At 65.5% G+C, this 13,469-nt stretch carries 11 protein-coding genes; 5 read left to right on the top strand and 6 right to left on the bottom strand.

The features are described from left to right. Positions 1-142 precede the first annotated feature (142 nt). The gene (locus JQ507_33955; protein ID QRI69784.1) at positions 143-1,741 is read left to right on the top strand and encodes a glycosyltransferase family 39 protein; all 1,599 of its coding nucleotides are present in this window, start codon (positions 143-145) and stop codon (positions 1,739-1,741) included. Here JQ507_33955 and JQ507_33960 read toward each other — a convergent pair whose 3' ends face one another. Continuing rightward, positions 1,742-3,832, bottom strand: coding sequence for a TonB-dependent receptor (locus JQ507_33960; GenBank protein ID QRI73631.1), 2,091 nt, complete (start codon positions 3,830-3,832; stop codon positions 1,742-1,744). A gap of 253 nt (positions 3,833-4,085) precedes the next feature. Here JQ507_33960 and nikR point away from each other — a divergent pair, with 253 nt between their 5' ends. Next, a complete protein-coding gene (gene nikR, locus JQ507_33965; protein ID QRI69785.1) occupies positions 4,086-4,523 on the top strand; it encodes a nickel-responsive transcriptional regulator NikR in 438 nt (145 codons plus the stop codon). A 59-nt stretch (positions 4,524-4,582) separates the two neighbouring features. On the opposite strand, the gene JQ507_33970 is transcribed toward nikR, so the two are convergent. Together JQ507_33970 and JQ507_33975 are read right to left on the bottom strand one after the other, a co-directional pair. Further along, a complete protein-coding gene (locus JQ507_33970; GenBank protein QRI69786.1) occupies positions 4,583-5,530 on the bottom strand; it encodes a hydroxymethylglutaryl-CoA lyase in 948 nt (315 codons plus the stop codon). A 7-nt stretch (positions 5,531-5,537) separates the two neighbouring features. Then, positions 5,538-6,707 carry a CoA transferase gene (locus JQ507_33975; protein QRI69787.1) on the bottom strand — a complete coding sequence of 390 codons (1,170 nt, stop codon included), beginning with the start codon at positions 6,705-6,707 and terminating at the stop codon, positions 5,538-5,540. 119 nt (positions 6,708-6,826) lie between these two features. Here JQ507_33975 and JQ507_33980 point away from each other — a divergent pair, with 119 nt between their 5' ends. The 3 genes from JQ507_33980 (at position 6,827) to JQ507_33990 (ending at position 10,218) form a co-directional block, all read left to right on the top strand. Continuing rightward, positions 6,827-7,750 carry a LysR family transcriptional regulator gene (locus JQ507_33980; protein QRI69788.1) on the top strand — a complete coding sequence of 308 codons (924 nt, stop codon included), beginning with the start codon at positions 6,827-6,829 and terminating at the stop codon, positions 7,748-7,750. A 208-nt stretch (positions 7,751-7,958) separates the two neighbouring features. Further along, a complete protein-coding gene (locus tag JQ507_33985) occupies positions 7,959-9,371 on the top strand; it encodes an MFS transporter (protein QRI69789.1) in 1,413 nt (470 codons plus the stop codon). A 94-nt stretch (positions 9,372-9,465) separates the two neighbouring features. Then, positions 9,466-10,218: a sulfate transporter family protein gene (locus JQ507_33990; protein ID QRI69790.1), complete on the top strand. Its 753-nt coding sequence runs from the start codon at positions 9,466-9,468 to the stop codon at positions 10,216-10,218. On the opposite strand, the gene JQ507_33995 is transcribed toward JQ507_33990, so the two are convergent. Genes JQ507_33995 through JQ507_34005 form a run of 3 tightly spaced genes read right to left on the bottom strand, consistent with a single transcriptional unit; the run spans position 10,219 to position 13,348 of the window. After that, positions 10,219-11,781: a DHA2 family efflux MFS transporter permease subunit gene (locus JQ507_33995; protein ID QRI69791.1), complete on the bottom strand. Its 1,563-nt coding sequence runs from the start codon at positions 11,779-11,781 to the stop codon at positions 10,219-10,221. It abuts the gene before it with no gap. Further along, a complete protein-coding gene (locus tag JQ507_34000; protein ID QRI69792.1) occupies positions 11,778-12,290 on the bottom strand; it encodes a hypothetical protein in 513 nt (170 codons plus the stop codon). The genes JQ507_33995 and JQ507_34000 overlap by 4 nt, the downstream gene beginning before the upstream one ends. Further along, positions 12,287-13,348 carry a type III polyketide synthase gene (locus tag JQ507_34005; protein QRI69793.1) on the bottom strand — a complete coding sequence of 354 codons (1,062 nt, stop codon included), beginning with the start codon at positions 13,346-13,348 and terminating at the stop codon, positions 12,287-12,289. Before JQ507_34005 ends, JQ507_34000 begins: the two co-directional genes overlap by 4 nt. Positions 13,349-13,469: the final 121 nt, after the last annotated feature.

Consider the following 13,469-nt stretch of genomic DNA (forward strand, 5'->3'; position numbering starts at 1 on the left):
ACTCGTCGACCACCATCTGGAATCCGCCTCATCGTCCGGCTTCGTCGTTGAGTTCTCGCTACCGCATCACTAGGGTGCGTGCGCTTCTCGCTCGCTTTCATTCGGTAGTTTTACGGTGCTTCGGTTGATAGATTTCTCGGCGATGGCCGCGGCGTCGGAGAAGCATCCGGCGCGCTGGCGCCGTCCATTCAACATCTGGCTGGAGGGAATCGAGACCGGCTGGTCGATCCCGCTGCTGCTCGCACTCTTTGTCGCAGTCTGGACGGCGTATCTGGTCGTCGCCTATCTCGGCGCCGGCCTGCACCCCGACGTGCTCGAGACCTGGACGCTCGGCCGGCACCTCGCGTGGGGATACCACAAGCATCCGCCGATGATGGGCTGGATCACCCGGGGATGGACCGCGGTTTTCCCGCTGACCGATTGGTCGCTGCAGCTGATGGCGATGGTCAATGCAGCCGTGGCGCTGTGGGCGGTCGACCTGATCTCGCGCCGCTTTGTCCGTGGCGAGAAGCGGGTGATCGTCCTGCTGCTGGCGATGCTGCTGCCGGTGTATCAATTCCACGCCCAGCGGTTCAACGCCAACACGGTGCTGCTGGCATCCTGGCCGCTGGCGACCTACTGCTTCCTTCGCGCGTTCGAGGCGCCACGGCAACTCGGCTGGGCGATCGCGGCCGGCGCGGCCTGCGCGCTCGCGATGCTCGGCAAATATTATTCGATCTTCCTGGTCGCGAGCTTCGTCTTCGCGGCCGTGCTGCATCCGGATCGCCGCCGCTATTTGCTGTCGGCCTCACCCTGGATCTCCACGCTGGCCGGAATGCTGGTGCTCGGCCCGCATCTGCACTGGCTCGCCACGACTGGAGCAACGACATTCGACTATGCGCTCGCGCATGCCGGCGTCGACCATGTCGCCGCGCTGTGGGAGGTGGCCTATTTCATCACGGGGCTGATCGCGGCGCTCTCGGTCGCGGCGGTGACCTGGGTGTTCATTGCCGGCCAAAGGCTGGCGCAGCTGCCGGCCGATTTCCGCGCAATGAACCCGGGGCTCCGCCTGCTGCTGCTGGTCGCAATCGGCACCATCTTGTTTCCGGCGATCGTGTCGCTTGCGATCGGCACCGACCTGCCCTCGCTCTGGGCGGTGCAGGGCCTCTTCCTGTTCATCGTGCTGATCGTGTGCGGAACGAGCTACCCGATCGAGCGCTTCTACGCGGTCAACCTGACCGTCATGGTGGCGGGCATTGCCATTCTCGCGGTTGCCGCCGGCGCGCCGATCCACGCGCTCTATCGCCACGCTTACGGTTATGAAGAGGGCCGCAGCTTCTATCATGCGATCGCGACCGAGCTCACCGCACGGTGGCACCATGCGGTCGGGACGCCGCTCGTCTCGGTCAGCGGCGACGACGCACTCGCCTTCGCTGCCGCCTTCTACAGCCCGGATCATCCGTTCTATGCCCGGCCGTTCGCCTATCAGTACACTTGGGGTTTGCCGCGCAAGACCACGCTCGATCGCGGCTGGGCCGCATTGTGCTTCGCAGACCAGGCGGACTGCCTGAGCTGGATGGCACGCACGGCGTCGCGCGCCACCAACCTCTTTCGTTCCGAGTTCGATGCGCAGGCAACGTTGCTGGGCAGGCCCGGCCGGACGCGCCGAGTCGTGTTGCTGATCGTACCGCCCTCCCGCGAAACCGCCCCGGTGCAGCCCGGCGTCGAGGATTTCAGCTCGAGCCGCCGCACGCGCGACTGATCAGAACGTTGCCGCCAGCGTCAGCCGGACGGCAAGCGGCTCAGCAGGATGCACATGACGGTCCGCGACGCCGTCGATCGGCTCCCCCGGCAGACGGGAGAGATAGTAATACTCGATCTGATTGGTCTGTGCGTTGAAGAGATTGAGGACGTCGAGCTGCAGCCGCATCCCATTGTCGAACTTATAGCCGGCGCGGGCGTTGACGATGAACGACGACAGCGAGCGGACGCTGTCGTCCTCGATCAGCGGGCGCGGGCCGAAATAGCGGGCACGCAGGCTGCCGAACCAGCCGGTATCGCGGCCGAAGGTAACGCCGCCGCTGGCGACCCAGCTAGGCGCCCCCGGAATGAAATTGCCGACCGGATCAAAATCGGTGAAGCGAGCGCGGGTATAGGCCAGATCAAGGTCGAGGCTCATCCAAGGCAGCAATTTGTATTGATTGGTCCACTCGACGCCCACGCGCCGGCTCGGCCGGCTCGGCTCGGTGGTACCGGCGTCACCGACGAACAGCAGTTCGGAATCGAAGTCGAGCACGAATACCGCAAGCGACGAGGTCAGCCCGTCGACCGCCCTGGTACGGATGCCGAACTCGGCGCCCTTCGAGCGCACCAGCAGCGGCACGCGTTCGAGCGGCGTCACCTTGTCGTTGGGATCGACCGTGATGGTCGCGCCCCTGATATCGTTGGAATGCAGGCCGAACCCCGCATTGCCGTAGAACTCGGTCTTGGACCACGGACCGAGCACGATGCCGGCCTTCGGGCTCGTCATCGCCGCCTGCGCGTTGCCGGAGTTCTGCGGCGTGTCGCTCAGCACATGGCCGGCAAAATAATCCTCGCGAATGCCGACCGTGGTACGCAGCCAGTCGGTCCAGCGCGCGGTGGTATCGGCCCACAGCGCGACGCTGCCCTCCTGCACCTGGTCGTTGCGCACCGTGGACAGGATCTCGCGCTGCGCGGTCTTGAACAGGCCGACATTGATGTCGTCGTAGCGGGTCTGCACGCCGACCCGGGCCTGGGTATCGATGCCCGCGATGCGAATATCGGCGGCATGGCTGGCATCGAAGCCGTAGACGGTGCGCCTGTCGGTCTGGCTGAACTGGTCGCCATTGACGGGATCGTCGAGGAAGTAGGTGAAGTCGTTGTAGAGCTGCAGCGACGAGCGGATCACATAGGCGTTGAGCTTGGTCTGTCCGTAATCGCTCGACTGCGCCCAATTGCCTGACAGGCTGAAGCGGCTCGACGTGCCGCCGTCGGTCGGATCGAGCGAGCCGTAGCGGCCGATCAGGCCCTGGTCGATGGCGCGCTGCGCCACCTGGTCGGTCGAATTCCAGCCGTTGGAGTAGGCCATTGCGGTCAGCGAGAAGCCGTCGGTCGCGGTGCCCTGGCTGTAGCGCAGCACGCCGTTGAGCTTGCGGACGTCGTCGGGCACGTCCCACGGGCCGTTGTACTTGTTGGCCTCGAAAGCTGCGAGCAGCGTGCCGTCGCCCACCTTCGTCGAGCCTGCGGCCATCGCGCGCTGATAGCCGAAACTGCCGGCGGTCAGCTCCACGATGTTCTTCGAGAGCCGATCGAGGTAGTTGATGTCGACAGCGCCGGCGGACGCGAAGTCACCCTTGTCGGCATAATACGGCCCCTTTCGGACGTCGACCGACTGGATCAGCTCCGGAATCAGGAAGTTGATGTCGGCATAGCCCTGGCCGTGGCCATGGGTCAGCATGTTGACCGGCATGCCGTCGACGCTGATGGCGAGATCGGTGCCGTGATCGAGATTGAAGCCGCGCAGAAAATACTGGTTGGCTTTGCCTTCGCCGGAGTGCTGGGTGACGATCAGGCCCGGCACCGCCTCCAGGACTTCGCCGACGCGCGAGACCGGCCGCGCGTTCAACTGCTCGCCGCTGATCTGCCGCTCGCTGGCTGCGGCGGGTTGCAGATTGGCGGCAGGGATCGTCGCAGCGCCGGCGGTGATTCCGTCGTTCGGGGAATTCGGCGGACTCGGTGGCAGCGCTGCGGGCCTGTGGCCGCCGGCGGCAGCATGGCGCGGGCGTTGGGACGGCCTGGCGCGCTTGGGCGGCGCTTGAGCAGGCGACGTCACCGTGACCGGCGGCAGCTGGCTCGGTGTGACAGCCACGGTCTGCGCTTCGGCGACCGCCGCGCACGCTGCAATGGATGCGGCGGGAAATATCCGCCAAACAGTACGACGCAACACCCATGCCCCCGCATGATACCTGTTACAGTCACGCGACAACCGCACCAGCACAAACCAAACCCGGCCAGCGAACGCTAGCAAGCGTAGTATGACGTTACAAGAGAAATGTCATACTGGCGCTCAGCAACACGGATAGTCCATGCAACGCATCACCATCACCATCGAGGATGATCTGCTCGCGGAGATCGACGCCGCCGCCGAGGCGCGCGGCTACCAGAACCGCTCCGAGATCATCCGCGACCTCGCGCGCGCCGGTTTGCAGCAAAGCGCTGAGGAGGCGCCGTCAGGGCAGTGCGTGGCCGCGCTGGTCTATGTCTATGATCACGCCGCGCGCGACCTGTCGAAGCGGCTGGTGCAGAATTTCCACGGCCATCACGACCTGTCGCTGGCGACGCTGCACGTGCATCTCGACGACGACAGCTGCATGGAGGTGACGGCGCTGAAGGGCGCCAGCAGCGAAGTCCGCCATCTCGCCGACCACGTCATCGCCGAGCGCGGCGTGCGCTACGGCCGCGTCGTGATGATCCCGACCGCGGCGGACAAGAAGCCGCGCAAGCGCGGGCATGGGCACGATTAAGGATGCACGGCAGCTTAGATGGGTAACGGGCCGGCCCGTTGCCCCATCTACGAACGTCGCTACGCCGCCTTCGCTCTCGTGCCACGCGGCAGGCCGGCACGGGCGAGGCCGCCATAGAGCGTTTCGCCCGGCATCTCAGCTTTCAGGATGGAGCGCACTTCGATAAGGCGATCGAGATCGATGCCGGTCGGAAATCCCTTGCTCTCGCAGAGGAAGACGAGGTCCTCGAACACGACATTGCCGGTGGCGCCCGGCGCGAACGGGCAGCCGCCGAGGCCGCCGAGCGAACCGTCGAGCACGCGGGCGCCTTCATCAAGCGCGGCCGAGGCATTGGCAATGCCCATTCCTCGCGTGTCGTGCAGATGGACGCAGACCGGCTTGGAGCCCGCGATCTTCACCGCGCCACGGGTCAGCTCGCCGACCTGCTTCGGTCCGGCATAGCCGACGGTATCGGCGATCGCGACCATGTCGACGCCGACCTCGTAGAGCTTCTCGGTGAGGCGCAACACCTCGTTCGGATCGACCGCACCGACGATCGAGCAGCCAAGCCCCATCGAGATCGCGGCATTGACCAGCGGCCTGTGCGCGCTGGCGTCGCGCAGCTCGCAGAGGCGCCTGATGTTCTCGATCGCGGATTCGCGCGAGCGGTTGGCATTGGCCTGGCTGTGCTCCTCGGTCGCCGACACCACCGATGCGATCTCGGCGACGCCGGAGGCCAGCGCCTCATTGACGCCGCGCTCGTTCAGCGCCAGCGCGACGCCATGCGCGCCAGGCAGCGCGGCGACAGTGGCGATAACGTCACGGACATCGACGAATTGCGGGAAGGTCTTGGCCGGCAGGAACGAGCCGACCTCGAAATGCCGGACGCCGGCGGCATATTCGTCGCGCACCCAGCGCTGCTTCGCCGCGGTCGAGGGGAACGTCTTCACGAGCTGCAGGCCGTCGCGCAGGCCGACCTCGCGCAGGCTCACTCTGTCGTTGGGATAGATATCGTGGACCCGGGTCATGTCAGCCTCACGCAGCGTTTCCAGTTGACGAAATTGTTTGTTGATCGAGCTCGGCACGGACCGCCTCGGTATCGGCGCCAAGCACCGGCACTGTCAGGCCTTCGCCGATATGGCGTCCGTTCCATTCGACCGGCAGCGCGGGGACGCGGAACGGCTTGCCATCGACATTGACATTGTGAACGAGGCCACCCGGACGCAACACATGCGGGTCCTGCAACAGATCCTCCGGCCGGTTGATCGGCGAGAAGCAGATGTTGAGCGCGTCGAGCCGCGCCGAGAGGTCGGCCACGTTCCAGCCCTTGATCACCTCGGCGACGCGCGGAATGATCCGGTCGCGCGCCATGATGCGGTCCGTGGTGCTGCGCAATGTCGGATCGTCGGCGAATTCCGTCAGGCCAAATTCGCGGCAGAAACTCTGCCAATGGCCTTCGGTCACGACGCCGATGAAGATGCGATCCCCGCCGGCGGCATCGAAGATGTCGTAGATCGGCCAAGCGTGCTCGCGCTCCGGCATCGAACGCGGCTTGCGCCCGGTCATCTCGTATTCGACCATGTGCTGGGCAACCAGGAACAGGCAGTTCTCGAACAGGCCGATGCGGATGTCGGCACCGTCAGCCTTGCCGCAGCGCCTCTGATAGAGAGCGGCGAGGATCGAGATCACCCCGAACATGCCGCCCATGATGTCATTGGCGGAGGAGCCGACACGTTGCGGCTTGTCGCGGGTACCGGTCATCGCGGCGAGCCCCGACATCATCTGCACGACCTCATCGAGCGCCGGGCGATGATCATAGGGACCGGAGAGAAAGCCCTTGTGGCCGGCGATGATCAGGTGCGGGTATTTCGCGCGCAGCTGCTCGGGCCCGAGACCCTGCTTGTCGAGTTGACCGTCGCGGAAATTCTCCAGGAACACGTCGGCGCCGGCGAGCAGCCGGTGCATGGTGTCGCGGTCCTCAGGTTTGGCGAGATTGAGCACCACGCTGCGCTTGCCACGGTTGAACAGCGGGAAGAACGAGACGCCCATGCCGCCGAGCGAGCGGGTCTTGTCGCCGGCCGGAGGTTCGACCTTGATCACTTCGGCGCCGAGTTGCGCCAGGATCATCCCGCAGGTCGGCCCCATCACCATGTGGGTCATCTCGACGACCCTCACACCCTCCAGCGGCAGTCCGCTCCCGGTCATCGGTTTCTCCGTGCTCGTTGCGCTCGTTTTGAGTAGTTGGCGCAGGTTAGGCTTCCGCACGCTATCTGAAAAATATAATCTGTCGAATAGTGCATTCGTCGTTCTAGAACGCTGAACCCATGGATTCGCGCCAGCTTCGCTATTTCATCGCGGTTTACGAGCAGCGCAACCTGTCGCGGGCGGCGGATCAGGCCAATGTCGCGCAGTCAGCGCTGAGCCACCACATCGCCAATCTGGAAGCCGAATTCGCCACGCCGCTGTTCGAGCGCAAGCCGCGCGGCATGGAACCGACCGCGGCGGGCGAGCGGCTCTACGAGCATGCCCGCATCATCCTGCGTGCCATGGCGGCGGCCGAGCGCGAGATCAGGGAAGGCGGCAGCGAGATCGCCGGCGACATCTCGATCGGCATGGCCAATTCCGGGATGAAGGCGATCGGCGTGCCGCTGATGCGGACCGTGCTGACCAAATATCCGAACCTGAAGCTGTCGCTGACCGAGAGTCTCTCCGGCGCGACGCTGCTGCACCTGCTGAGCTCCGACGTCGACCTCGCACTGGTCTACAATCCGCCGTCGGAAAAAGACCTGGTGGCCGAGCCGGTGCTGGAGGAGCAGATGTTCTGCGTCGGCACCGAGAAACTGATCGGCAGAAAGGCCCCGATCAGCTTCGAGGAAGTGGCACGGCTGCCGTTGATCCTGTTGCGGCACGGGCTCTCCGCGCGCGCCCTGGTCGATGATCCCGTGCCGCTCAAGCGGCTGGAGGCCAATGCGATCATGCATCTCAACTCGACCAGCGGCATGATCGGGGCGCTGATCGCGGGCCTCGGCTGCACGATCGCAACGACTCACTTCGTCAGCGAGCCGCTGAAGGCACGATTGCTGGTCGCGCGCGAAGTCATCGAACCGAAACTGACCCGCACGCTCTATCTCTGCCGCCTGCGCAACCGCCCCATGACTTACGTCATGGAGGAAATGTGCCGCCTGATCCGCGCCCTGATCGCAGACCAGGTGGGCCGCGGCGCCTGGGAGGCGACGCTCCTGATCTGAAGCGCTTTCAAGCGAAGCCTGTCCCGCACGCGATGCGGGATGGACGCCGGTTCGCGTCAAGAAAGCGCGTCCTGGATAGTACGATCGAAAATATCGAACGATCTCTTCGATATGTTCGTCTGGATTTCTGGCTCCCGGCTGCCAAACATGCGCGGATGACACGCCTTCGCAAGAAAGGCGGCCGCTGGACCACACGGGGAGGACCAACATGAGCGCCGTCGAACTCGGCTCGGTTGCCGATCGCGTCAACACGACAAGCGGACCGGACCAGATTTCACGACGGCTCGAGGCGCTGCCGGCGTCCGGCTATGTCTGGCGGCTGGTGATTTTGCTCTCGCTCGGCGGTTGCTTCGAAATCTACGATCTGTTCTTCACCGGCTATATCGCGCCGGGCCTCGCGCGCAGCGGGCTGATGACCACGACGACGCAGGCCTTCTTCGGCTTCTCCGGCATCGGCGCCTTCGTCGCGGCGACTTTCGCCGGCCTGTTCATCGGCACCTTCTGCCTCGGCTTCCTCGCCGATCGTTACGGGCGCAAGGCCGTCTTCACTTACTCGCTGCTGTTCTACAGCGCAGCGTCCGTCATCATGGCGTGCCAGACCACGCCTGGCGGCCTCTTGCTGTGGCGCTTCATCGCCGGGATCGGAATCGGCATCGAGGTCATCACCATCGACGCCTACATCACCGAGCTGGTGCCGAGCTGGATGCGCGGCCGGGCCTTTGCGATCAACCAGGCTGTGATGCTGTCGGCGGTGCCGATCGTCGCCGCACTGTCGTGGTGGCTGGTGCCGGCAACGCCTTACGGCATCGACGGCTGGCGCTGGGTGGTGCTGATCGGCGCGGCCGCCAGCATGATCATCTGGGTGCTGCGGCTCTACGTGCCGGAAAGCCCGCTCTGGCTCGCACGAAATGGCCGCTCGGCTGAAGCCGAGCGGATCATGCGGACGCTGGAGGCTTCATCGGGCACGGCCGCGCTGCGCCCCGCCCCGGCCGCCGCAATGGCGCCGGCACGTGCGCCGGCCGAGACCGGCTATGCCGACCTGTTCAGGCCGCCCTACGCCTCGCTCGTCGTACTGTTCATGATCTTCAATCTCTGCCAGGCGTTCGGCGTCTACGGCTTCTCCAACTGGGTTCCGGCGCTTCTGGTCGAGAAGGGCATCAACGTCACCAAGAGCCTGCAATACTCGTTCATCATCGCGTTCGCCTATCCGCTGGCGCCGCTCCTGGCCGCAACCTTCGCCGACCGCTTCGAGCGCAAATGGATCATTTGCGGCGCGGCCGCCGCGATCTCGGTGTTCGGCCTCGCCTTCGCGCAACTCACCGCGCCTGTGCTGCTGATCGCGAGCGGTGTGCTGGTGACCGGCGCCAACATGACGCTGTCCTACGCCTATCACGCCTACCAGACCGAGGTGTTCCCGACCGCTATCAGGGCGCGTGCGGCGGGGCTCGTCTATTCGATGAGCCGGCTCAGCGCGACTTTCTCTGGCTTCATCGTGGCGTTCATGTTGAAGGAGGCGGGCGTCGGCGGCGTGTTCGGCCTGATCACCGCGGCGATGGTGATCGTGATTGTGACTATCGGTGTCTGGGGACCCAACGTCCGGGGCAAGCCGCTCGTCGCCTGAGGCAATTCGAGTCGAACCGCGGCACACACGGCACTTGCCGAAGCCATATTGGGTGGCTACCTCTCGCTCGTTAATTTGCAGAGGTAGCCCAGTCATGTTTGATGCCGCCGTCAAGGCGCTTTCGCAAATCCTTTCGCCGCCGATGCGCTCGATCCTGTGGCGCTCGATCGGGCTTGCGCTGGTGCTGATCACCGTGCTGGCGATCGGATTGCAGCGGCTGCTGAGCTGGTTTGCCGACACCGGCGAGGTCTGGGCCGAAGGCATGCTCGGCCCCGGCTTCCATTCCACGCTGCACGTGCTGTCCTGGATCATCTCGATCTCGGCCGGCCTCGGCGTCGTGCTCGGCGGCATCTTCCTGATGCCGGCGATCACCTCGCTGATGGCGAGCCTGTTCGTCGACGACGTCGCCGACCATGTCGAGCGCGAGCACTATCCGGCCGACCATCCCGGCGTGGCGCTGCCGGTCACGCTGGCGACGATCGAGGGCGTCAAGACGGCGCTGCTGACCATCCTGGTCTACGTGGTCGCGCTGCCGTTCGTGCTGTTCGCGGGCGCGGGCTTCATCATCTTCTTCATCGCGACCGCCTGGCTGCTCGGCCGCGAATATTTCGAGCTCGCGGCGATGCGCTTCCGCTCGCCTGATGATGCCAAGGCGATGCGCAAGGAGAATGCGGCGACCGTATTCACCGCGGGCCTGTTCATCGCCGCCTTCGTCTCGATCCCAATCGTCAACCTGGCGACGCCGCTGTTCGGCATGGCGTTCATGGTCCACATGTACAAGCGGCTGTCGGGCCCGCGCCGCGAGCTGATCGAGCCGGCGCGGCGAAGCAACGTCTCTTCAATCTAGCTAGTCCGCTTCTCGCGGCACCTGGAGAGACGCCGGTGCCCGCGCGAACGGCACCAGCAGCAATCCTGCGATCGCCACGCAGGCGAGCATTGCCCATGCCTCGTTGACGGTGAGTGCGAGCGAGGCCCGTTCGATCAGCGGCCGGATGAACGCCACCGTCGCCTCGTCGGGCGGACCCAGCGGTCGGTTGATCAGCAACATCGGATCGAGCCCGATCGCCTGCGCCGCGTTGATATCGCCTGCCAGCAGGCGTGCACGAAAATCCTCGCCATAGATCGGGCTGCGCCCGTAGAGGATGGTGTCGATCAGGGCGATCCCGATCGCGCCGCCGAGATTTCGCATCAGGTTGAACAATCCGCTGGCGTCGGCAATTTCGTCCTCTGGCAGCGAACCCAGTGCAAACCGTGTCGGCGGCAGCAGGCAAAACATGATGGCGATGCCGCGCACGACCTGCGGCCAGACCATCTCGCCGAAATCGGCCGTACGAGGCTGGAAGGCGCTGAGACCCAGACCGAACGCGAACAAGGCAAAGCCCGTCGCGGTCAACGCCAGCGCGCCGACGCGACTTTCGAGGAAGGCCGCCAGCGGCGCGGCGACGAGCTGCGCAGCTCCCGTGACCAGCATGGTGGTGCCGATCTCGAAGGCGTCATGGCGGCGGACGAAGCCGAGGAAGACCGGCATCAGATAAGTCGATCCGTAGAGACCGACGCCGAGGCAAAAGCTCAGGCCGCAGCCGATCGCGAACGAACGCCGCCGGAACAAGGTCAATTGCGCGATCGGATCCGCCGCGCGGAGCGTGCGCCGGATCAGCAGCGCGATCCCGGCAACGCTTCCGATCAGCAGGCTGAGGCAGAGCATCGAGGCCCAGCCGCGCTGCGGCGCTTCCTTCAGCCCGATCATCAGGCTTGCGAGGGCCGCTGCGAGCAGGATCAGCGACGATTTGTCCAGCCTGGAGAACGCGCGAAGATGCATCCGCTCTTTCGGCAGCAGCAACGGCGTGACCAGCGCCGCGATCGTGCCCGGAACCAGGTTGATCAGGAACAGCCAGGGCCACGACCAGGTCTGCGTGATCCAGCCACCGACGACAGGTCCAACGGTCGGCGCAAGCACCGCGATGGCGCCGCCGATCGTGGTGGCGACCGGATGAAGGCGCGCCGGAAACAGCGTGAACACGGCGGAGAACACCGCGGGGATCAGGACGCCGCCGGAAAATCCCTGCAGCACGCGGAACGTCAGCAGCACGGCAAAGCCGCCGCTGAAGGCGCAGCCGACCGACGCGATGGTGAACAGGCTGACGGCGATGACGAACAACCATCGCAGCGACAGTGCATGGGTGAGCAGTCCGGTCAGCGGGATCGCGATCACCTCCGCGATCAGATAGGCGGTCTGGATCCAGCTCATCGCGGAAGGCGAGATCGTCAGCGCGCGCTGGATCGTCGGCAGCGAGGTCGCGACGACCTGGATGTCGAGGATCGCCATGAACATGCCGAGGCACATCAAGAGGAAGCCTGCCCAGGTCGCAGCCGATGGGCTGTCGGCTTGCTGATCTGCCCGCGCGCTCATGGCGTGCTGATGCGTGGCCAGTCGGAAACCGAGAGCGCGCGGCTCTCGGCGCGAATTCGAATCGCAAGCACCGTGAGATTGAGCACGGTGAAGATCAACGCCAGCACCGACAGGTGCAGAGCCAGCGGGAGCAGCGCGATCTCAGCGACCACGACGGCATAGTTCGGATGCGGAAAGTACCGGTAGGGCCCGGATGCGACCAGCGGCGTTCCCGGCAATACGATGATCCGCGTGGTCCATCGCGGCCCGAGCGCGGCGAGGATCCACAGCCGCAAACCTTGCAGCGCCACGAAAGCCGCCAATGCGGCGAGGTTGACATCCTGGTTACGGCCCCAGATCCACAGCGCGGTCAGCCAGCCCGCGTGAAGCAGCACGATGAGCGGGTAGTGAGCGGCGCCGACTTCGATGGCGCCTCGCGTCAGCAGCCGCTCCGTGTTGCGACGGGACAGCACGAGCTCGCCGAAGCGCTGCAGCGTGACCAGCGCAAGGATGACCGAAGCGAGGTTCACGCCGCGTGCCTCAGCGCGACGCAACTGAGCGTGAAGCCCGGCCCGAGCGCGGTGAGCAGCGCGCGCGGCGGCAATCCCCTGGCGCGGGCGCGTTCGAGAACAAACAGAACCGTCGGGGCCGACATGTTGCCGCATGCCGCGATGACATCGCGTTCGTGATCGAGCGTGCCCTGATCGAGCGCGAGCGCGCGCTCCAGCGCGGCGATCACCTTGGCGCCGCCGGGATGGCAGAGGAAGCGGTCGATGTCATCGGTCGTTAGCTGCATCCGCGCGAGAATTTCGGCAACGGCCGGTCCAACATGGTCGCGGACGAAATCCGGAATGGTGCGCTGAAAGACGACGCCGAATCCCTCCGGATCGACCGTCCAGCCCATGATGTCGAGCGTATCCGGCCACAGCTTTTCGCCGGACGCCTCGATCCGCGTCGCACCGCCGTCACCGGCACGCAGCACGAGCGCGGCGGCGCCATCGCCGAACAGGCTGGCTGCGACGATATTCGCCTTGGTCAGCTCATCGTGGCGGACCGCGAGCGTGCAGAGTTCGAGCGCAACCAGCAGCACGTTCGTGCCCGGCCGCGCCTGCGCCAGCCGCGCCGCGATCGAGAGGCCCGACACGCCGCCCGCGCAGCCGAGACCGAACACCGGCACACGCGACACATCCGGCCGCAGGCCGAGCTTGCCGGCGACGCGCGCCTCCAGCGTCGGCGTCGCGATGCCGGTCGAGCACACCGTGACCACGGTATCGATCTCGCTGCCGGTCAGGCCGGCGGCCGCGATCGCCTTGCCGGCGGCATCGACGAACAGCGCCTCGGCGCCCTCCAGGAACGCCTGCGTTCGCTCCGGCCAACCGCGCCGCTCGAGATACCATTCGATCGGCTTCACGCCATGGCGATGCTGGATGCCGGTGTTGGCGAACAGGCTGGAGAGCGTCTCGAATTCGGGATAGCGGTCGGCAAGAAGGCTGCGCGCGGCCTGCAGGATCTGTCCCTGATGGAATAGATGCGGTGGAACCGCCGTCGCCATGGAAACAAGCGCGGCCGTCTGCTTGGTCTCGATCATCGTGGCTCCAGTTCCCCCGGTTATGGAACCACGCGGTACGCAAAATATTTCAGGCACCGGCGCGATAGAGAGAGCGCGGCAGTCACTATAAATTGACTCCGGCAGCACGCCGCCGGCGACA

This window comes from Bradyrhizobium sp. PSBB068 (assembly GCA_016839165.1).
In the GTDB taxonomy this organism is placed as follows: Bacteria; Pseudomonadota; Alphaproteobacteria; order Rhizobiales; family Xanthobacteraceae; genus Bradyrhizobium.